The organism is Streptomyces sp. NPDC051286 (assembly GCF_044455345.1).
Classification (GTDB): Bacteria; Actinomycetota; Actinomycetes; order Streptomycetales; family Streptomycetaceae; genus Streptomyces.
The window spans coordinates 30,215-50,702 of sequence record NZ_JBITER010000011.1 but is presented as its reverse complement, the minus strand read 5'-3'; the positions used below and the strand labels follow the sequence as shown (position 1 = coordinate 50,702).

General features: G+C 69.4%; 17 protein-coding genes and 1 pseudogene. 4 read left to right on the top strand and 14 right to left on the bottom strand.

Annotated features, from left to right (window positions below; all coding sequences use genetic code 11):
- Nucleotides 1–184: 184 nt before the first annotated feature.
- The 5 genes and pseudogenes from ACIBB8_RS13880 to ACIBB8_RS13860 all read right to left on the bottom strand — a co-directional run.
- Complete coding sequence (locus ACIBB8_RS13880; RefSeq protein ID WP_398951691.1) at nt 185–310, bottom strand: hypothetical protein; 126 nt, start codon at nt 308–310, stop codon at nt 185–187.
- The gene (locus ACIBB8_RS13875) at nt 307–975 is read right to left on the bottom strand and encodes an ABC transporter ATP-binding protein (protein WP_398951689.1); all 669 of its coding nucleotides are present in this window, start codon (nt 973–975) and stop codon (nt 307–309) included. The genes ACIBB8_RS13880 and ACIBB8_RS13875 overlap by 4 nt, the downstream gene beginning before the upstream one ends.
- A gap of 28 nt (nt 976–1,003) precedes the next feature.
- Complete coding sequence (locus ACIBB8_RS13870) at nt 1,004–3,094, bottom strand: bacteriocin-associated integral membrane family protein (RefSeq protein WP_398951687.1); 2,091 nt, start codon at nt 3,092–3,094, stop codon at nt 1,004–1,006.
- A 137-nt stretch (nt 3,095–3,231) separates the two neighbouring features.
- Entirely contained in the window at nt 3,232–3,441 is a 210-nt protein-coding gene (locus ACIBB8_RS13865) for a lactococcin 972 family bacteriocin (RefSeq protein WP_398951955.1), read from the bottom strand.
- A gap of 488 nt (nt 3,442–3,929) precedes the next feature.
- Nucleotides 3,930–4,121, bottom strand: a pseudogene (locus ACIBB8_RS13860) (IS1380 family transposase); the annotation flags it as partial.
- Between the two features lie 193 nt (nt 4,122–4,314).
- On the opposite strand from ACIBB8_RS13860, the gene ACIBB8_RS13855 reads away from it, so the two are divergent.
- Complete coding sequence (locus ACIBB8_RS13855; RefSeq protein WP_398951686.1) at nt 4,315–4,788, top strand: hypothetical protein; 474 nt, start codon at nt 4,315–4,317, stop codon at nt 4,786–4,788.
- Between the two features lie 95 nt (nt 4,789–4,883).
- Here ACIBB8_RS13855 and ACIBB8_RS13850 read toward each other — a convergent pair whose 3' ends face one another.
- From ACIBB8_RS13850 to ACIBB8_RS13835, 4 genes are all read right to left on the bottom strand, one after another.
- Nucleotides 4,884–6,971 (bottom strand): hypothetical protein, encoded by a 2,088-nt coding sequence (locus ACIBB8_RS13850; protein WP_398951683.1) that lies wholly within the window; start codon nt 6,969–6,971, stop codon nt 4,884–4,886.
- A 294-nt stretch (nt 6,972–7,265) separates the two neighbouring features.
- Nucleotides 7,266–9,344 carry a PQQ-dependent sugar dehydrogenase gene (locus tag ACIBB8_RS13845; protein ID WP_398951681.1) on the bottom strand — a complete coding sequence of 693 codons (2,079 nt, stop codon included), beginning with the start codon at nt 9,342–9,344 and terminating at the stop codon, nt 7,266–7,268.
- Between the two features lie 102 nt (nt 9,345–9,446).
- Complete coding sequence (locus ACIBB8_RS13840) at nt 9,447–10,409, bottom strand: hypothetical protein (protein WP_398951679.1); 963 nt, start codon at nt 10,407–10,409, stop codon at nt 9,447–9,449.
- Nucleotides 10,410–10,760: 351 nt separating this feature from the next.
- Nucleotides 10,761–11,249, bottom strand: a complete 489-nt coding sequence (locus tag ACIBB8_RS13835) for a helix-turn-helix domain-containing protein (protein ID WP_398951677.1) — start codon at nt 11,247–11,249, stop codon at nt 10,761–10,763.
- A 93-nt stretch (nt 11,250–11,342) separates the two neighbouring features.
- On the opposite strand from ACIBB8_RS13835, the gene ACIBB8_RS13830 reads away from it, so the two are divergent.
- On the top strand, nt 11,343–11,501 hold the full coding sequence (locus tag ACIBB8_RS13830; RefSeq protein WP_398951675.1) for a hypothetical protein: 159 nt from the start codon (nt 11,343–11,345) through the stop codon (nt 11,499–11,501).
- Nucleotides 11,502–11,511: 10 nt separating this feature from the next.
- Here the strand turns inward: ACIBB8_RS13830 and ACIBB8_RS13825 are convergent, their stop codons facing one another.
- Nucleotides 11,512–12,036, bottom strand: coding sequence for a TetR/AcrR family transcriptional regulator (locus tag ACIBB8_RS13825; RefSeq protein ID WP_398951673.1), 525 nt, complete (start codon nt 12,034–12,036; stop codon nt 11,512–11,514).
- A 147-nt stretch (nt 12,037–12,183) separates the two neighbouring features.
- Between ACIBB8_RS13825 and ACIBB8_RS13820 the strand changes: the two genes are divergently transcribed.
- Nucleotides 12,184–12,699 carry a cupin domain-containing protein gene (locus tag ACIBB8_RS13820; RefSeq protein WP_398951671.1) on the top strand — a complete coding sequence of 172 codons (516 nt, stop codon included), beginning with the start codon at nt 12,184–12,186 and terminating at the stop codon, nt 12,697–12,699.
- A gap of 294 nt (nt 12,700–12,993) precedes the next feature.
- Here ACIBB8_RS13820 and ACIBB8_RS13815 read toward each other — a convergent pair whose 3' ends face one another.
- The 3 genes from ACIBB8_RS13815 to ACIBB8_RS13805 all read right to left on the bottom strand — a co-directional run bounded on the left by ACIBB8_RS13815 (nt 12,994) and on the right by ACIBB8_RS13805 (nt 16,927).
- The gene (locus ACIBB8_RS13815; protein WP_398951669.1) at nt 12,994–14,172 is read right to left on the bottom strand and encodes an acyl-CoA dehydrogenase family protein; all 1,179 of its coding nucleotides are present in this window, start codon (nt 14,170–14,172) and stop codon (nt 12,994–12,996) included.
- A 68-nt stretch (nt 14,173–14,240) separates the two neighbouring features.
- Nucleotides 14,241–15,416, bottom strand: a complete 1,176-nt coding sequence (locus ACIBB8_RS13810) for a CaiB/BaiF CoA transferase family protein (protein ID WP_398951667.1) — start codon at nt 15,414–15,416, stop codon at nt 14,241–14,243.
- Nucleotides 15,413–16,927, bottom strand: a complete 1,515-nt coding sequence (locus ACIBB8_RS13805) for an aldehyde dehydrogenase family protein (protein WP_398951665.1) — start codon at nt 16,925–16,927, stop codon at nt 15,413–15,415. Before ACIBB8_RS13805 ends, ACIBB8_RS13810 begins: the two co-directional genes overlap by 4 nt.
- A gap of 210 nt (nt 16,928–17,137) precedes the next feature.
- Between ACIBB8_RS13805 and gabT the strand changes: the two genes are divergently transcribed.
- Nucleotides 17,138–18,517 (top strand): 4-aminobutyrate--2-oxoglutarate transaminase, encoded by a 1,380-nt coding sequence (gabT, locus tag ACIBB8_RS13800; protein WP_398951664.1) that lies wholly within the window; start codon nt 17,138–17,140, stop codon nt 18,515–18,517.
- Nucleotides 18,518–18,721: 204 nt separating this feature from the next.
- Here the strand turns inward: gabT and ACIBB8_RS13795 are convergent, their stop codons facing one another.
- Complete coding sequence (locus tag ACIBB8_RS13795; RefSeq protein WP_398951662.1) at nt 18,722–20,338, bottom strand: PucR family transcriptional regulator; 1,617 nt, start codon at nt 20,336–20,338, stop codon at nt 18,722–18,724.
- Nucleotides 20,339–20,488: the final 150 nt, after the last annotated feature.

The window sequence follows — 20,488 nt, the reverse complement described above, 5'->3', positions numbered from 1 at the left end:
CATCCTCCGCCCGCATTCCGGCCGGGATGTGGAACGAGTAGTACAGCTGGTGCCATGAGCGACAACAACGCCCTGTACCGCCTGTTCATGCCCAAGGACCCACACCATGCCGCGCACCGAGATGCATAGGGCTGCGGGCCCTGGATCGCCCTCGCCCCCACACGCGCACCCAGGCCCTGTGCCGTCAGAAGACCGTCTCCGCGATCCGCCCGGCGACGGTGAATGCGTGTGTGCCGTAGACCACGAAGACCGCGATGGCGGCAAGGACGACTATTCCGAGCGGGACAGCCCAGGCGAGACGGATCTTCATGCGTGCTCCTTTTTCTTGACGGGCTCCGGTTCCGTCGTGCTTCCGACAGTCAGTACGGTGTCGCAGCGGTCTCGGACAGCGTCGTTGTGCGTGGCGATGACCACGGCGCAGCCGTCATCACTCATCGTGCGGAGAATGTCCACCACCAGGGTGGTGTTGTCGTGGTCGAGCGCGCCGGTGGGTTCGTCGGCCAGCACGAGGGCCGGTTGTTTGACGATGAGGCGGGCCAGCGCAACGCGCTGCTGTTCGCCGCCGCTGAGTCTGTGGACCTGTTCCTTCTCGCGGCCGTCCAGCCCGACACGTTCGAGGGCGTCGGCGACGGTCGGGGAGTTCCCCCGCTTCCTGCGCGGCTTCATGGCCACTTCGAGGTTGGCGGCGACAGTCGCGTTCTCGATCAGGGCGTAGTTCTGGAAGAGGTAGCCGAGGACATCGCGCCGGTACCGCCGGGCGGCGCCCGGGCCGAAGCCCGTGATGTCCTTGCCCTCGTGGCGGATCGCTCCCGAACTGGGGCTGTCGAGAAGTCCGAAGCAATTGAGCAGGGTCGACTTGCCGGAGCCACTCGGGCCGACCAGCGCAAGCAACTGACCGCGCTGGACGGTGAAGTCGAGGCCGGACCAGAGAGTGCGGGGGCCGTAGGACTTGCTGAGGTTTTCGATCTCGATCATGCGCTGGCTCCGGGAGAACGGTACGGTGTCATGCTTCTGCCGCTCCTTCCTTGACGATCCGGCGGTGGAAGACCGCCAGTGCCACGACAACCGCCGTGACCTCGACGGCGACGAGTAGGGCATTGGCGGTGAGGCCGAGGCCGGTGATCTCGATGGGGGCAGTGGGCCGCGCCGCTCCCATGGCCGCACGCTCCATGTTCTGCTGGTTCTCCCGCCATATCTGGAACGGCATCCAGACTGCGAGAAGGACGGCCAGGACACCCTCCAAGGCCAGGAGGGAGCGGTGGGTGACGGTGAACCGCCAGCCGCTGATGTGCCGGGCAAAGATGTTCTGTGCGTTCTTCCGGGCGTGGACGATGCACGCTCCGACGCCAGTAATGAGCAGGACCGATATCGCCACCGCCAGGTTGAAGAGCTGAAGCCTGAAGTCGGCGACGAGATCCCGGAGGTTGAGGGCGGCGTTCTGGCCGACCGGGCTCATGCCGGTGACGTAGGTCTCCAGATGGTGCTTCGCGATTCCGGCCGTGACATCGTCCGGGTCCTTGAAGACGAGACTCTGCTGGGAGGCATAGGACATGTACCCGCGGTCGCTCAGGTAGGGGGACCCGTCGGGAAAGACGATGAGAACCGGATCTTGTACGAAGGACTCGTCCGCATCGGGGTTGGTCCTGCTCTGCAGCCGACCTCGGGGGTTGTAGGTGAAGAGACGTTGCCCGTTCTCGATCCTGAGAGCGGATACCTGCTTGCCGGGGACCTTGCCCGGTTCGCTCGGGTTCAACGTCTCCGGGACCATGGCGGCGAGCCGGTCGGTGTACCGGCTCAGACCCTCGGGCACCAGCAGCCGTATCCGGGAGCGGTCGGCTGTTGTCCCGGGCAGACGCCGGCCGCCCGCGTCGAGGACCGGCTGCGCGGCGAGGTAGGACTCGTTGACCAGAAGAAGATCACGGTCGGGGAGTGCGGCCGGGTTGCTCGAATTCCGGAAATGCCGGTGTCCGACGACAAGAATCTGTCCGTCTCTGTCCGCCTGGCGCAGCCAGCCCCCCACCTGCTCGGTGAGCGCGTTCAAGCCGTTCTCGCTTGCGACACTGCCGTTGAGAGCGAGCGCCGTCGTGTCCCCGATCTCGCGGTAGGTCTCGATGCTTGATTCACGGGCCATGATGTTCTGGCCTGCCAGCACGACGTCACCGGTGATACCCACCGCGAGTAGCAGGGCAGGAATCCGTACGAGGTAGGTGCTCACCGAAGCGGTGCGTGTGGGCAGTTCACCCTTGAGGGCGCGCAGCAGCTCGGTCCGGAAGGTCAGCTGGAGGACGATCGCGTGGGCCGCCAAGGCGACGAGGCCCAGCACAGCGGCGAACCCCAGGGCGACGAGAGCGAAGGTCCCGATCCAGGCCAGCCCGTTGTACCAGGCCAGCAGCAGGAGGGCCAGGGCGGTCACGGCCAAGAGGGCGGCCATCCAGAAGATGGCCAGCTGACGGAGGTCCCGCAGGAGTATCCGCCCGAAGCCTCTGCCCTGCAGCCGTTGGACCCCGTACGTCTTAGCACTGAGCATGACGCCGGCACCTGTCATCGTCACGACGGCCAGGGCGACGATGAAGAAGGAACGGAGAAGAGCGCTGCCGCTGTAGACCGGAGTCAACTGGTCGATGGAGTAGGGGTGGTAGACCGCGGCCTCGAATCCGAGGCCCGCCAGGACCTGGACGAGTTCGCCGGCAGCTTGGTCCGGTCCGAAGACGTAGTAGTAGCCGCGGGGATCACGATTGCCGAGTTCGGCGACGGGGTGCACATCGGTGCCGTAGTCGCGGTCGAACGCGGGGTAGCCATCGCGCAGCCAGTCGGAGCGGGGCCCGCCGGCGGTGAGATAGAGGTGTCGACGACTGTACGGCGACTTGAGATCGGGGATCTCACGGGCGATCGTCGCCCGGTGGGAATCGGCGAACTCCGTCAGCACGCGGGTGACGTGTGCACCGCTGGTCGTACCGTTCGAATCCGTCACCCATACGACAGCTGAATGCCCCATGGCCCAGCGCCCGTCGAGGTCTCGGATGAACAGAAAGGCGAGTACGGCGGAGAACACCAGCACCGCGGCGTGAACGAACTTGATACTTCGGTGCAGCATGAACAACCCGAGATTGGGGAGCGCGGCTCCGGGAGGGCAGAGCAGACAGGCAGCGGGCCGTCCGCGCGAGACGTAGCGTCTGCGTGCGCGGGCGACCCGCTCACCTCATGGTCAGCAGGCGGGCAGGCCCACCCGCATCAGCAGGTGGTGTTGCAGTAGGCCTTGTTCCCCGACAGGGCCACGGTGGCCTGTGCGAAGGACCAGCTGCCCTTGGCCGCCTCGTCACTGTCGATGTACTTACCGACGGCGGTCGAGCCGTGGCACTTGCTCCCGTGGTAGTAGTCCGACCACACGATCGCCGTTCCGGCTCCGTGGTCCCAGGTGCCACCCTCCGCCGGGTAGGTGATGGTCGCCAGGGCCGGGGTGGCAGCCGCGACGACCAGGGCGCCGGCGGCTATGCCGGCCTTTTAACCATTCTTGATCTTCATAGTTGTTCCTCAACTCGCATGCGGAAGTCATGATCATGTAGATGGCATGACCATGCGAACGATCCAAGATCGTCGCGTCTGCGGCAAGATCATTTTTCGGCCAGCCTTGCAGTTGAGGGGGGCGTCGCGTTCAAGCGCAGGCCAGATGCCTACGCGCGCCGTCGAGTGGCTGGAACGTGTCGGGGTGGCGGTCCGCACGGCGCGGGGCCGGCACGGAGCAGGCGCTCAGGGTGCCAGGGCGGCGGCCGCGATCATGACGGCGCGTCGTCGCACGCCGTTCCCGGCAGGTCAAGTCCATCCGTCACGCCATGTGCTGCGTACCGCTGTCATGCGATGGGGTAGACGGGCACCTCGGCCGCCGGGAACAGCTCGCCCTGCCCATCGGGCACGTCCGCGGTGCCCAGGCGTTTGACACGGCGGATAATCAGGTGGGCAGTGACCTGCTGTTTCTTCGGTTTGGAGGTGAAGGCGGTGTAGGTGGTCTCGGCTATCTCGGCGCCCGAGATCCAGCACTGCGGTCGTCGCGGGTCCGCGCACGCTGAGCCCGGTGGCACACTGCCACAGCAGCGGACGGACTCCCCCTCCGCCGCTACGGCAGCGACCGCCGCTGTCTCCCGCTGAAGTCCCCCCACGGCAATTCGGCGGGGGATTCCCAGGGGCTTCCCCCAGGGGACAGCTGGGGGGTAACCCCCAGCAGAGTCGGGGATTAACCCAGTCGCTCGGACGACGCCCGGACCGTAGGTTCTGGGGTGGAATCGGAACACCGTTCCACTCAGCCTACGGAGGCCCCTCGTGACCGCCCCTTCGCGCCCGCAGACGCGCACTCTTCATCCGCTCGTCGCGGCCTTCGTGCGGTTCGTCCTGTGTGGTGGCGGTGTCGGGCTGGCGTCCAGCGGGGTACTCGTACTGCTCAACGACCGGATACCGATGGCGGTTGCCAACGCGCTGGTCACCGTCGTCTCGACGGTCATCGCCACCGAATTGCACGGGCGGGTCTCCTTCCGGAGCGGGCGGAAGGGGTGGGGGGTCCATCTTCAGTCCGGGGTGACCGTCGCCGTGAGCTACGCGTTCACGACAGGGGCACTGTTCTGCCTGTACGCCGTCCGACCCGAGCCCTCGGCCCTGGTCGAGCAGACGGTCTATCTGTCGGCGTCCGCTCTGGCGGGGATCGGACGGTTTGCGCTACTGCGGGTTGTCGTCTTCGCCGACCGGGCCCCCGCGCCCGACGCCTCGCTCAGCAAGGCTGCAGTGACGATGGCTGCGTGAGGTCGCCGTCTTACGGAATCGCGGATTGCGTCGCTGCGTAATTGGCACCTGGCCCCGCGGCCTTCACTGCCTTCTCGGCCTCGTTCTCGGCGGCTTCAGCGTCGCCGCCTGCCGCCCCTGCCCCTGCCCCTGCCGCTTGAGCCCGGTAGGCGCCGCTGATGGCTGCGGCCGAGATGGGCGGCCGGCCGCCGACGGGCCTGCTCGGCGACCGTCCTCAGATCCGCCAGACCCGCATGGTCGGGGTGACCGGATGCGAGAGCGGCCTCAAGAGCCTTATGGGCGGAGACTTCCTGGCCTCCCAGGATTTCGAGCAAGCCTTCGGGGCCCGCTGTCTCCAGGAGCTGGAGCAGGCTCTCGGCGACCATGACGAGGCTCTCGGGCTCGTTGAGGTCCTCGGCACCGAGGACCTCCCGGCGCACCAGGACACTCAGGGCAGTGGGGCCGAGGAGCGGGTCGCCGCGCAGGCCGCGCAGTAGGGCCTCGCCGTCCGGGTACGCGTCGACGAGTGCATCCAGCAGGGCTTCGGCGCGGGTACGGAACGGGGTCGCGCGCACCGCGTCGGTCAGCTTCTCCAGCGCCTCGGCAGGGCTCTCCCGGGCGGCGACCCAGGCAGCGAGTTCGGTGCGGGCTGCGTCCGGGTCGTAGTGCTCGGCGATGACCCCGAGGAGCCCGGCGGCGGGGGCGTGGGCGAGTTCACCGACGCGCGGGGCATCCCGCCCCTCGGCGAGCAGCCGACGGCGTACGGAATCGTGGCCGAGGGCGGTGAGACGGATCAACTCGACGGGTCCATTGGTCAGTTCTGCCCGCTGCTCCTTGCTCCGCTCTGCGGCATCCTCGCTCTCCCCGTGTCCACCGGCGACGACGCCGAAGAGCTCGGCGAGCTCCGGCGGCATCCCGGCGGGCGGCAGCATGGACTCCTCGAGCAGTATGTCGAGGAAGACCGGGTCGGCCATGCCCTCGTGCCGCTTGATCGCGCCCAGGTCCTCCAGCACGTCCAATGCGGTGCGCAGATCACGATCCGCATGTCCGAGTTCCCTCTGCCAGGCGTAGTGCCCGGTCAGTTCGTACTCGGCGCGGTAGCGCAGGTGCAGCGAGTCGCGCAGCCGGGGCCAGGGCATGGCGTGCGGCAGGCTGTAGAGGGTGCTGAGAACATCCGGCATGGTGTCCTCGAAGCTGTCGAAGAGCATCGACTCGGCGTGTCGGCCGCTGCGGGCGCCCAGGAGTGGCACGCGCAGCTCGGAGAAGGTCTCGAAGGCGTGCCGCCACAGCGCGAGCGGGTCCTTGAGCAGGGGCTGCGCCTTGGCGACCGCGTAGAGCCGCCCCTTGACCACTCGTACCAGCCGGGCCTTCTTCGCCCACTCGACCGCAAGCCTCAGCCGCGGCAGCTGCGTGGAGGAGCGCACCGTTTCCACCGCGTCGCCTGTCCCCAGCTCGGCGACGAGGGCTCGCGCGTCCGCCATGCGCAGGTTGCCCGTCGCGGTGAGCACGCGCCCCTCAGGGCCCGCCCAGTCGGCGATCCCTCGCAGCCACCGCAGCGCGCGGGACGTCTCGGCGCGTGCACGCAGCTCCTTCTCCACGGGCAGCAGGACCGGCAGCTGCGGTTCGGCGCGTGTCACGGCTGCCGGGCCGCGCGTCAGGTGGTTGCGCACCACCTCGTCCAGTACGTCCTGGTCGTACGGCACCTCGCCTTGCTGAGCTTGCTCCACGAAGCTTTGAAGCGCCGCCGGATCCTGGACGTCGATCCCCTGCTCTGCTGCGGTGACCGCCCAGAACTTCGCCATTCCCCAGCGGCCGCGGTCAGCCATGGCGGGGGCGTATCGCGGTGCGAGGGTCTCGACCGCAGCAAGGTTGTCGGCCGACGAGGCACCGCGTGGGTCGCTGAGGCCCATCGCATCGAGGTAGCGCAGCAGGGCTGCAAGCGTGCCGGGCGCATCCGCCGGCTCTTCGCCGGGCAGCACGGTGGCCGTGTGCGGCAGCCAGTCCAGCAGATACTCCTCGATGTGCCGGGGCTCCCAGAGCCCCAGCCGCCCGTCGGAGGTACCTCGGTGGCGATAGTCGAGCGCCGTCTCGACGACGAAAGGATCCACGCTCTCACCGTGCTCGCGGGCCCACTGGCCCATCCGGCGGATCAGCAGCGAACGCGCTGCCTCGTATTCCTCGGTCTCCTCGGGCGCGAAGAACATCCTCATCACACCGGCCCTGCCTGTCCTGTCGTACGGCCGCCGTCCCGCAGCATGCCAGCGGCCCCGGGCCCGGTGAAGATCACGGTTCCGCGGGACCAGGCGGTCACTATTGAACCGTAGCCGGTCTGCCGGCGGCCGCAGGGGCTGACGGGGGGGAGGAGATGATTCTGCGCTGTCGGCAACGGGTCCCCGTTGGGTTCAGGGCGCTGTGAAAAGTGCCGGGAAGCGGGAGCGAGGGCTTGGCCCCGTGACGGTGCGGGAGCGGGCCGACGGCCTCGGCCCGCTCCCGCGAGGTCAGTCCCCGGCCGGAGTGCCTGTCACCTTCAGGTGACGGACGCGGCCCGCGTTGTCGAAGGATCCGAAGCCCACCCGGCCCGAGGCGAAGACCGGGTCGGTGGCCGTGATCAGCGGGTTGCGGCTGCCGTCCAGGTAGACGGCGGTCTCACCGGTGTCGGCGCAGTGGGTGAGGCGCACCTTGTGCCATCCGTCGTCCTTGATCGCCGGAGGTGCGCCGGAGGTTCCGTTCCACTGGTCGTCGATGCGCAGCCGGTCGGCTTCGTTGACGGTGAACATGCCGTTGTGCGGGTAGATGGTGTTGTCGCTCGACAAGTGCGCGTACTGGAATCGGGTGTCCGACTGATAGTCCCAGATGAGTATGACGTCACGGTTGGTGATCTCGACGGGGGTGTCGATCCGGACCTCCGCCTCGACGGTGACGGAGGAGTAGCGCGGGCCCGCGGTCAGGACGGCGTACTCGAAGGGGCGGCGCGGTCCCGGGCGGGCGACGCCCGGCTCGGCCAGGATCGTCTCCCGCTCGGTGTATGCCCACTTGGCCGGGGTGACCGGCGCCCAGTTGTCGGGACCGGTGGTGTGGGTGGTGGGGGTGTTGCCGATCTCGCAGTCGGCGAAGGTGCGGGTCCCGGTCACCTTCCAGACCCTGCCGTTGGCCTTCGAGACGATGTACAGGCCGCCGCTGCGGTCGGAGCCGAAGCGCAGGTCGACACGTTGGTCACCGGCGAGGTCGCGCATGGTGACCGTCTTCCCGGTGGACTTGTCGAAGAGCATCAGCTGCTCGAGCGGCGCGAGGTCGGCGCCGCGGTGCATGTCGCGGGTGTCCGCGGCCAGGATCCGGCCGTCCACGAGGTCACCGAAGATGTACTTTCCGCGCAGCGCCGGCGCGTCCTTGCCGCGGTAGACGAAGCCTCCGGCAATGGCGCGGCCCACATCGGACCGGCAGTTCCAGCCGGGTCCCGGGTCGTGGTCGTAGGCGGCAACCGGGTAGGTGTAGCCGTACTGGGCGTCGTCGGCGGGAAGGGGACGGATGCGGGCGCACGGGTCTGTGGTCTTCTTGTCGAATGCGAAGGCGCCTTCGCGCTCGCTCCAGCCGAAGTTGTCCCCGGCCTTGACCTCGTACACCGACTCGATGGCATGCTCGCCTATGTGGCCGAGATACATACGGTGGCTGCCGCCCGCGTCCCAGCTGAAACGGTGCGGGTCCCGCATGCCTATCGCGTAGATCTCCCCGAGCGAACCGGGCTCACCGACGAACGGGTTGGACGCGGGGATGCCGTACCGGCCGTTGGCGCTGTCACGGCCCGCGGGGTCGATGCGCAGAAGTTTGCCGTGCGGGAGCGCCAGGTTCTGCGGCTCGCTGTTGCCGAAACCCTGCCCTCCGTCGCCCACCGCGAGGTAGAGAAGGCCGTAGTCATCGTCGTGGGGCTTGGCCGTCGGATTGAAGTCGATCTGCTGAATGCCGTGGACCTGGCCGCTGAAGCCGATACGCAGCACCTCGCGATGGGTGCCGTGGAAGACGGCGGCGGAGGGGTCGTCTGCGGTCCACTCAGTGATAATGCCGTGATAGGTGGGTGTGCCGGCCTGCTGGTGATCGGGAGTCTCGGTGGCCTGCGAGGCGAGCTCGGTGTGGACGGTGTAGAAGCGCCCGTTCGCTCCGAACTCCGGGTGGAATGCGGCGTACCCGAAGCCCTGACCGAGACCGCGGCCCGAGAAGAAGTGCGGGAATGCCGCCTTGACGTCCAGGTAGGGGTGCGGGGTGCCCCCGGAGGTGCGCGTCGCAGCTCCGGGGTCGGTGAGATACAGGGTGCCGTTGAGGTCGGGGGTCGCCATCCGGCCGGAGCCATCGGGGAGTTCATTGATGGTGTTGATCCGTGCGTGACGCATCAGGCGCGGATCCGTCGGTGCCGGGACGGGTTCCAACTTGGGGAAATTCGCGAACTCCTGCAGGACGAGACCCGTCGTGGACTGGACGGGCTTCTGCGGAATGGGGTCGGTCAGGGCGGCTGTCGCCGCGGAGGGCTCGTCGGCATGGGACGGCGCGGCAAGACCGCCCAGGGCGAGGGCCGCGGTGACGGCCACCGCCGCCCAATTCCTTCGGTACGTACGTCGTGACGCCATGTGGGTCCCTTCAGGCCGGCACGGCAAATGGGCAGGGAAAGAACGATCCGGGGACAACAACGGTCAGCGGCCCCCCGTCATGCGCCGGTACTCCGCCGCCACCGCTCCGGCCGGCACCGGACGGTCCAGGAACAGGAGGTCGTCCATGCGGCAGTCACAGGCGTTGTTCTCCCGGGTGTTCTGGGGGAAGCTGCCGCCGATCTTGATGCCGCGGGGATCGGTGGGCGAGGCGCGGTGGGGCGCCGGCGTGGTGGCGATTTCCCAGGGGTTGCCCGGCGTGGCGTAGAAGCCATCCAGGGGCTTGCCGTCGCGGTAGAGGGCGAGGGTGCCGTCGCGGAAGTCGAACGTCGCGGCCAGGTGGACCCATTCACCACGGGGCAGCAGTTCTTCCCAGGGGGCGCTGGCAGCGAACGTCTGGGAGGCGCCGCCGTCCAGGCGTCTCCCCAGCGCGACCAGCTTCAACTCGCCATTGACCTGGATGAGTTCGAGCAGCGCACGCACCGCGTGACCGTCAGAGGTTCCGGACAGTATGCCGGCCAGCCCGATCGCGTTGTAGCGGTCGCTCGGGTTGGCCGTGTTGGAGTTGAGGGCGGGATTGTCGCCCGTCATCTTGAACCAGCCCATGACGGTGGCACCCCGGGCACTGCGGAAGGCCCCGAGGGACGACATGCCCTCGGCGTCCCAGGCCCCGGCCTTCCAGTCGTCATTGCCCACGGTGGCCGGTTTCTGCTGGCGTACTTGCAGGGCGGGTGAAGCGCCCGGGTACGCCTCGTCGGCCACGCGCATCGCGGAACCGCCGTTGATCAGGGTGAGCGTGGTGCCGGAGCGCCCGATGTCCTGCTCGCGACCGGGGTCGGCGGGGTCCGGGTGTCCGAAGTCGTACGCCGCCACAGCCTGGGCTCGCAGCGGGGTGTGGGCGGTTGAGGGGCGGGCTGCCTGAGCCGGAAACGTGGCGGCGGCAAGCGAGGCGGTCGCGGCGAGAGCGGCGACGGCGAGTGAGTAGCGTCTGGTGCGGGGCGATGTCATACAGCCTCCCAGCGGCAGCGAAGGAGCAGCAAAGGGGCAACGAAGGGGCAGCCGACCGGGGTCTCCCGATCGACAGAAAGCGCTTTCGTCCGCGTGCGGGGACCATGTAACCCCTTCGCCACGACCCTGACAATGGGCGTGTACTCGCCAATTTCTTGGGCGCCTTTCGGAGGCGGCGCGGACCTCCGGACGATCACTTCGGTCAGGACCTCGCCGGTGCGCACGTCCATGGCGGCGACCAGGGAAGCGGTGCCGTGGCGGACGTACTCGAACTCCTGGCGAGCTGCCCGCCCCGGGGCGGTGGGGCAGCCGGGGTGCTTGCGGGAGCGGGCGGCAATCGCGGCCTTCTCGTTACAGGTCGCAGATGTGCTCGGCTCGCTGCCAGAACTCGGGGGTGTCGCGGCGGGTGAGCCAGCCGCGGACCTGGTGCGGTTTGAAGTCCAAGTCCGCCAGTATTCCCCCGACTTGGCAGGGTGAGACGGCTACGAAGACCATACCCGCGATCTGTTCGGCGATCGACCGGTGGGTCCAGGTCGTGGCCGGGCGCAGTGGCGCGCTGGTCGCGGCGGCCGCGATCGCCACCCGCACCTTGTCGTCGTAGACCTTGGGGCGGCCCGGGCGCTCGGCGCCCTTCAGGCCCTCGGCGCCGTGCTCGGCGAAGCGCCTGCGCCACTTGCGCACGGTGTTCACCGCGATGCCCAGGTCGCGTGCGATCTCGGCATTGGCAAGCCCGTCGGCGGCGGCGAGGACAATCCGGGCTCGCAATACCTGGCGGACGTGGGCCTTCGCGGAGGCGGACGCCCGTTCCAGGGTCCTGCGCGCGGTATCGCCCAAGGTCACCGCTACCGCCGCTACCGCCCCGCCCACCCGTGCGCACACGTTCATGATCGATGATCACGGCGGTCCGTCGGCACACCGGGCAGGATGGAGGCCGTGCCGAAGAACCCGCTCGAGTCCATGCAGGCCCACCTGTGCCAGCGCCTGAACACCCGCGCCCAGGACAACCTCCTGCCCACCGGGCTACCCTTCGGCAGTCCCGAGGACTGCCTGGACTGCGCCTGTTACCTCTGCCTCGGCGACCAGCCAGCCTGACTCCGCGACCTTACGCGGAGTTGCACTTGCGGGGCCGCAGCCCGTCAAGGGTGATGTCGATGAGCCGGCGCCAGTCGCCACTGTTGGTTCGGATGATCGCGGACAGGCAGCCGACGAGCATGTAGACATCCGCGACGGTGCTGTCCTCCCGGATGGTGCCAGCGGCCTGCCCCTGCTCGATCAGCGCGCTGACGGCGCTTTCGAGTTGTCCCCGCATCTCCCCCCTCGGTGCGGTCTCAGCGGATCCTCTGTCCGCCTCGATCGACGCGGACAGCCCCCGGTCACTGTCCAGCACCTCGCCGATGTGGCGCAGGTACTGGGCCAGCCCCTGTCCTGCCTCTGGGTGCCGCAGGCATTCCGTGCGTGCGAAGTCCAAGATCTGCGTGAATCGGTGCTCGGCCGCAGCCTCGATCAGCGCGTGCCGGGTCGGGAAGTGCCGGTAGACGGTGCCGACACCGACTCCGGCCGCGCGCGCCACCTCGGGCATCTGCACGTCATCGCCGCGCTCGGCGAACAGCGCACGTGCCGCCTCCACGACGCGGAGGCGATTGCGTTCCGCATCGGCACGCGGCTTGCGAGCGGCGGGAGTTGATGGTGTTGACAATGCTGGGGCTCCTCTCCGTATCCTGATCCGGAACCGGAATCCGTTTCCGGATTATGTCACGACGGAAGGGCTCACGTCATGCCTGTCGACCGTTTCATCCTGCTTCCGCCTGACGCGGCGCGGCCCGGCCGGATTCCCCTGCCGCCCGCGTTCACGGTCAAGGCGATGACCGAGGACACACAAGGACGGTTCTCCCTGTTGGAGGTGATCGTGGCAAGGGACATCCCCCGGCACATCCACCACGCGGCAGACGAGTGCATCTATGTACTGGACGGTGAGCTCGGGATCGAGTTCGACGACCGGAAGTACTCGGCGACGAAGGGTACGTTCGTGCTACTGCCCCAAGGGGTCCCACATGCCCTTCTCTGCGCCTCGGAGCCGCCTCCCCGCGTACTGCAAATCTCCTCACCTGGCGGGTGGGAGCATTACGTCGAGGACCTGATCGAAGCGGGACCCTCGGTTCTCACGGACGGCAAGCTCGACCCAGCGAAGATCAACCCCATCGCCGCCGCGTACGACCTTTTCTATGAGGAGCGGCAGCTGCCGGAAGCTGCCGAAAACGGGGCTGAGCGGGATTCCGAGCAGGCCGACTGAGACAAGAGCGACCAGGGCCCGGACCCCGTGCCGTCGAGGGCCTCGTTCGCCCGGGCCGGCGCGTGCGAAGGACCCGGCGGCGGTGCACGAGCCTCAAGACGTACCCCCGTCGCCGTAGCTGAGGCGCCGCCTGCCCAAGGACGCACTTACGCTGGACCTACGACGGCACCCCGCTCAAAGAAGCGGCCTGACCAACGCCTCTCCACGAACTAACGCGGAGCAGCACTGGCTCCGCCGCGCGGCGGAGCCGCTGGCCGGTGTGCCAGGGGGTGCGCGTCCTTGTACTGAGCCGCCTCAGCGATAGGCGGCCTGACCGGTGAGGGCCTGGCCGACGACCAGTGTGTGCACCTCGCTGGTGCCCTCGTACGTGAGCACCGACTCGAGGTTGTTGGCGTGCCGCAGCGGCGAGTACTCCAAGGAGATGCCGTTGGCCCCGAGCACGGTCCGGCATTCGCGGGCGATGGCCAGTGCCTCCCGTACGTTGTTCAGCTTGCCCGCACTCACCTGCTCGGGACGGAGGGTGCCGAGATCCTTGAGCCGGCCGAGGTGGAGGGCGAGCAGCGCCGCATTGCCGAGGGAGAGTGCCATGTCGGCGAACTTGCGCTGGGTGAGCTGGAAGGCGCTGATCGGCCTGCCGAACTGGACGCGCGCGTCCGCATAGTCGATGGCCGTCTGCAGGCAGTCACGGGCCGCGCCGACTGCGCCGAAGAGGATGCCGAACCGGGCCTCGTTCAGGCACGAGAGCGGACCCTTCAGCCCCTGGGCCCCGGGAAGCCGGGCGGATTCCGGCAGCCGGACGTTGTCGAAGTGGAGCTCGGAGGTGATCGAGGCCCGGAGCGACATCTTCTGCTTGATGTCGCTGGTGGTGAAGCCGGGCGTGCCGCGTGGCACGAGGAAGCCCCGGACGCCGTCCTCGGTCTGCGCCCAGACCGTGGCCACGTCGGCGATGCCGCCGTTGGTGATCCACATCTTGGAGCCGTTGAGGATCCAGTCGCCGCCGTCACGGACGGCACGCGTACGCATCCCCGCCGGGTCACTGCCGAAGTCGGGTTCGGTGAGGCCGAAGCAGCCGATGGCTTCCCCCGCGGCGAGCCGGGGCAGCCACTCCTGCCTCTGCTCCTCGGACCCCCACTTCCGGATCGAGTACATCGAGAGCGAACCCTGGACGGACACGAAGCTGCGGAAGCCTGAGTCGGCGGCCTCGAGTTCCAGGCAGGCGAGCCCGTAGCCGACAGCGCTGACGCCCGCGCAGCCGTACCCCTCCAGGTGCATGCCGAGAACGCCCAGCTTGCCGAGTTCGGGGGCGAGTTCGCGGGCGAAGTGCGCGTTCTCGAACCACTCCCCGATGTGCGGGCGTACCCGGTCGGCGAGGAACTTGGCGACCGTGGCCTGGATTTCGCGTTCCTCGTCGCTGAGCACCGAGGCGATGTCCAGCAGGGCGAGGGGGTCCTTCATCGGCTTGTTGCCGCTCATCATGTGCTCCTGGGAGGGGTGTATGGAGGTGTACGTAGTGGTTGGGGCCGGTTGCAGCGGTGGCCGGGTCAGCTGTCGAGCCAGTCGGCGATGGAGTCGGTGTGCTCGCCCAGCCGGGGCGGGCGCCGTGGGTAGTGGACCGGGGTACGGGACAGCCCGATGGGGTTGGCCACGAGGTTCATCGGACCGTCGTGCCCGCCCTCGGCCTCGGCGCCCGCGTCGTCCGGAGTGACGCGCGGCGCAAGCCCCAGCTGTTCGGCCAGGTCGAAGGCGCCGGCGAGGTCGTTCACCGGACCGCACGGCACGCCGAGCGGAGTGAGGAGCTCGAACCATTCGTCCGCAGCGCGCCGCCGGAGCCGTACGGACAGCTCTTCGGCGAGCGCCTCGACGTGGGCCACCCGGTCGGTGTTGGTGGCGAACCGCGGATCCACGGCCAGACCGGCCGCGTCCAGGCCCTGGCACAGCGCGGCGAACTGGCGGTCGTTGCCGACGGCGACGACGAGTGGACGGTCCGCCGTCTCGTAGACCTCGTACGGGGCGATCGACGGATGGCGGTTGCCCAGGATGCCCGGCACCTGACCGGCCAGTGTGTAGCCGGCGGACTGGTTGACCATGCCGGACAGCAGCGACGACAGCAGGTTGACCTCGACATGCTGACCCTCGCCGGTCGCATCCCGATGACGCAGGGCGGCCATGACCCCCATCGCGGCATGCAGCCCGGTGAGTACGTCGACCAGCGCGACACCCGTCTTGACCGGTTGCCCGGGGGCCGGTCCGGTGACACTCATCAGTCCGCCGACAGCCTGGATCAGCAGGTCGTAGCCGGGCAGTGCCGCACCCTTGCCCGCTCCGAAGCCGGTCACCGAGCAGTACACGAGGCCGGGGTTGAGTTCGCGGACCCGCTCGTAGGCGAGCCCGTACTTGTCCATCGTGCCGGGGCGGAAGTTCTCGAACACCACGTCCGATCGGTGGATCAGTTCCGTCGCCCTGCGGCGGCCCGTCGGGTCGCGCAGATCCACGGCGAAGGATCGCTTGTTGCGGTTGACGGAGAGAAAATAGGTGGCCTCACCCCGTGCCTTCGGCGGACCCCATGCCCGGGTGTCGTCACCGGTTCCCGGCTGCTCCACCTTGATCACATCCGCGCCGAGGTCGGCGAGGAGCATGGTCGCGTACGGTGCCGCGAGCACCCGGCCGAAGTCGGCCACCAGCACGCCGGACAGCGGCAGTCGAGAAGCGTCGGTCATCGGGTTCCTGCCCGGGAGGCGCGCACATAGACCGTGGTGGTCGTGGTGAAGAAGTCGCGGGCGGCACGGCCCTGCTCCTTCGGGCCGAAGCCGCTCGCCTTCGCCCCGCCGAAGGGCACGTGCGGATCAGCCCCTGCGGTCTCGGAGTTGATGTGCAGCACCCCGACGTCCAGGCGCTGTACGGCTGCGGTCACTGCCCGCAGGTCATCGGTGAACACGGCCGCGGCCAGCCCGAATTCGCTGTCACCGACGAGATCGAGTGCGGTGTCGTCATCGGGTGCCCGACGGACGACGACCACGGGACCGAACAGCTCCTCGCGCCACAGTGGGTCGTCCCCGGCGAGCTCCACGACGGTGGGCGGCAGAAAGGCGCCGGCGGAACGCTCGTCGTCGTAGGGCCGGCCACCGGTCAGAATCCTCACGCCTGCACGGGCGGCGCCTTCGTCCAGGGCACGCTGGATCGTGTCGCGTGCCCGGTGCGAGATCACCGGTCCCATCCGGACTCCGTCGTCGAGGGGATCTCCCACCTGAAGGGCGACGGTGCGTGTGACGAGCCGGTCGAGGAACGCGTCGGCGATCCGCTCGTTCACGATGACGCGGGAGGTGGCGGTGCACTTCTGTCCGGTGGAGCGGAACGCACCTGCGAGGACTTCGGCGACGGCGAGTTCGAGGTCGGCGTCGGACAGCACGGCGGCAGCGTTCTTGCCGCCCGTCTCCGTCTGCACGGGCCGGGCGAGACGGCCGCAGACGGCCATGACGTCGCGGCCCACGGCGGTGGATCCGGTGAAGGTGACCGCGTCGATGTCCGGGTGGCCGACGAGCCGCGCGCCCAGCTCACCGTCGCCGATCAACAGCGACAGCACCCCGTCCGGCAGTCCGGCCTCGACGAGTGCCTCGGCCATGCGCACGGCGAGCAGCGGCACGAGTCCGGAGGGCTTCCACACCACGGTGTTGCCGTATCCGAGCGCCGGGGCGATCTTCCACGCGGGGATGGCGATGGGGAAGTTGAACGGGGTGACCGCGGCGACGACACCCACCGGACGGTGGATCACCTGAATCTGCTCACCAGGCCGCGGAGAGGCGAAGACCTCGCCCGCCGGCCGGTCGGCCTCCGCTGCGCAGTAGCGGAAGATCTCTGCAGCCCGCCGCACTTCGCCGATGCCCTCGGGCAGGGTCTTCCCTTCCTCCCTGGACAGTTCCTCGCCCCACTGGGCCGCATGTGCTTCGAGCACGTCGGCGGCGCGGGCAAGGATCCGGGCCCGGGCGTGATGGGGTGTGGCCGCCCAGTCCGGGAAGACCTTGCGTGCGGCTGCCACGGCGTCTTCCAGATCGGCGGGACGGGCCATGTTCCCCACCGCGACCGGTTCGTCGGGGCGGGCGGGGTTGACGTCGACCAGTTCTTCGCCCGCACCGGTGCGCCACTCCCCCGCCACCAGGTGACGCAGGCGCGGGACTCCCTCCGGCGGAGCGGCGGCCTCCGGGGCGCGGTCACTGCCTGCGTGCTGCTGCATCGGGGTTCCCTTCCGTATGCGTCCGTACGCACCACGTCCTGGAGCGCATCGGGATGACGAGGCCGTCATTCTCCGCATGCCGCAGCCCCTCACGCAGTGGACAGAATGTCCCGCCCATCGCACAGTTGGCGCTCCAACACGTCCATGGCCGCCGGCCCCGGTGCACGGTTGGCTCAGCGGTCCATCCCCGTGCATCCAGGAGGAGACCCCATGCCTGCCACTCCCGGTCCGGTCGGCGGACCCCGGCTCTCACAGGAACGCCGGATCGTCACCGAGATCCCCGGCCCCCGCTCACGGGAACTCCTCGCCCGCCAGCGCGGACTCGTCCCGGCCGGTGTGGGCTCCACGCTGCCGGTCTTCGTCGAGTCCGCAGGCGGTGGCGTGATCACGGACGCGGACGGCAACTCCCTCATCGACTTCGGCAGTGGCATCGCCGTGACGACGGTGGGCAATGCAGCCCCCCGGGTCGTCGCACGGGCCGTCGCGCAGCTGGAGCGCTTCACCCATACCTGCTTCCTGGTGAACCCCTACCGCTCCTACCTCGACGTCTGCGAGACCCTGAACCGGCTCGCCCCGGTGCCCGGCGAGAAGCGCACCTTGCTCGTCAACTCCGGTGCCGAGGCGGTGGAGAACGCGGTCAAGATCGCCCGCGCGGCCACCGGCCGGCCGGCCGTCGTCGTCTTCGACCACGCCTTCCACGGCCGCACCCTGCTCACCATGTCGCTGACCGCGAAGAACCGCCCGTACCGGCAGGGGTTCGGCCCGTTCGCCCCCGAGGTGTACCGCGCCCCGATGGCCTATCCGTACCGTTGGCCGTCGGGTCCGGAGCGCTGTGCCGAGGAGGCCGCCGCGGCGCTCGCGGACCTGCTGGACCGGCAGGTGGGCGCGGAGAACGTGGCTGCTGTGCTGGTGGAGCCGATCCAGGGCGAGGGCGGTTTCGTCGTACCGGCTCCCGGCTTCCTGCGCAGCGTCGCCGAGCTGTGCCGGGAGCGCGGCATTCTGCTGATCGCCGACGAGGTGCAGACCGGTATCGGACGTACCGGGCGGATGTTCGCGTGTGAGGACGAGGGTATCGAGCCCGATCTGCTCACCACGGCCAAGGGACTCGGCGGCGGTCTGCCGCTGGGCGCGGTAACCGGGCGCGCGGAGGTGATGGACGCCGTTCCGGCGGGTGGTCTCGGTGGTACGTACAGCGGGAACCCGGTGGCGTGCGAAGCGGCGCTCGGGGTCTTCGAGGAGATCGAGACGCATGGACTGCTCGCGCGGGCACAGGAGATCGGCGATCTCATGCTCGGCGCCCTCGACGCGCTGCGGGCTGCCCACCCGGAGATCGGCGAGGTACGGGGCCGGGGCGCGATGACAGCCGTCGAGCTGGTGACGCCGGACGGCTCCCGGAGCCCGGCGCCCGAGCTGGCGGCGAGGATCGCGGGCCGCTGCCACGCGCAGGGGCTTCTGGTCCTGACGGCGGGCAGTTACGGCAACGTGCTGCGCTTCCTGCCGCCGTTGTCGATACCGGACGAGCTGCTGAAGGAAGGCCTGGAGATCCTGGGGGCGGCGTTCGCCGAGGAAACCACCGGGCCGTCGGCCTGACACAGAGCGGTCCGGCTCGTTCGCCACGTCCGGCGCATGCATCGCGCTCGGCGCACCCGGCTCATCCGGGTCGCTCAACTCGTCCGGCTCGTCCGGCTCATACGGCGCGCTCAGCGCTCCGGCGCGTCCGGCGCATGCATCGCGCCCTGCGCGTCCGGCCGCGTGCTCGCCGCCCCGCGGACCAGCGACCGGCCGGTCGGCCGGTCATTGGTCCGCCACCCCCTCCCAGGCGGCCAGCGCGAGCAGCAACTCGGCCCGTACGTGCGCGGAGTCGAGATCCACACCCAGCAGTGTCCGGATCCGCTCCATCCGGCTGCGCAACGTGTGCCGGTGGACCTCCAGGGCTGCGGACGCGGCACCCCACTGCCCGTGATGTTCCAGGAACGCGCGGAGGGAAGCGAGCAGTTCCGTGCCGTTGTCCCGGTCGTGCGCGGATAGCGGCGCGAACCGTTCGGCGGCCATCCGGCGCAGGACCTCTCGGGTCTCGGGGGCGCTGACGAGCACGTGTCCGGCCAGCGACTCGAAGGCGACGAGCCCCGACCGGCCGCGCGCCTCGGCGACCGCGACCGCGTTGCTCGCCTCGTGAAGAGCCTGCTGCCCGGCGTCGGGCTCATGCACAAGGCTGAGCCCGGCCCAGAGGCGCGGCCCGAACCGTGCGACCGCATCATCGACAAGGCCCCGGGCGAGGCCGATACCAGCGGCGCCGCCGCGTCGGTCGCTCTCTGCGGCACCGTCGTCCCCACCCGCTCGCATCCCCACCCGTGGACCGTCCCCGGGCAGCAGGAGCACGGCACGGCCCTCGCGTACGGCACCGAAGCGCGGCAGACCGATCTCGGCGAGGCGGGGGCCGACCGTGTCGAGGGCTTGCCAAGGGCTCGGCCCGCTCAGTACGAGGACCCGGATGCCATTGCGGGCCGGGAAGCCGGCCTCCGTCAGGTGGTCACGGGCGGTGCGCAAAGGGAGTGCCCCGTCCAGGACCATACGCAGGAAGAGGCTGTTGACCCGGTGCTGTTCGTCCTGCAGGCGCAGCGGCTTCTCGGCCTGGAGCGCGATCAGTGACGCCGCATGCCCGAGCAACAGGTGGTCGACGGCGGTCAGTTCCCGGTCGGCGGCGAGCACGAGTCTGCCGTGGGTGCGCGGGCCCACGCGGACCTGTTGGGCGACGACCACCCCGTGCGGTCCGGCACTCAGCGCCTGCGTCGCCCGGTCGCTCCCGCCGGCGCTCCTCAGCTCGGCGAGCACACCGGGGTCGACGCCCGCCGAACCGGACGGATGGGCGGCCCGCACCGCACCGGCGTCGTCCAGGTACAGCACCGTGGCGTGCGTCGAGACGGCGAGTTCCCGTACAACGGCCCTGGCGCCGTCGCGCAGCGCGGCCCGGGTCATCCGGGGCTGGACGCGGGAGGCCCGCACGACTCCCTCGTACTGCAGCTCGGCCAGGCGTTCCATCACGGCCTTGGTGATCGCGACGAACGGCGTGGGCAGCGGCACTTCGAGCAGGGGCAGTCCCACCTTGTCGGCCGCGTCCACGACGGCCGCGGGAACATGCCGGTGCGAGAGTCCCGTGCCGAAGCCGACAGCGGCCACACCGGCATCCGCCAAGCGCTGGATGTACGCCCGCTGCCCGGCCTCCGCTTCCGGCAGTCGTAGTCCGGTGGTGAGCAGCAGTTCGCCGCCGCTCAGCCAGGGAACGGGGTCGGCCAGATCGATGCTGTGGGCCCAGACGGCCTCCCGGTCGAGCCCGTCCCGCCCGGCCAGCACCGTCAGCCGCAGCTCGGGGCGGCCGATCAGCCAGTGGAGGGGTACACCCAAGGTTTCCACCGCCGCCCTGCCCGCGCCGCAGGTTCGCACCCGGGCCTCTCGTTCGATCGGGCAAAGGTAGCAGGCCGGCCGGAATCCGCCTCGACCGGTGCGGGAGCGTTCCCGGATCCCGTCACGGCGCACGGGTCCCGCCACCTCCGCCGACTTCGT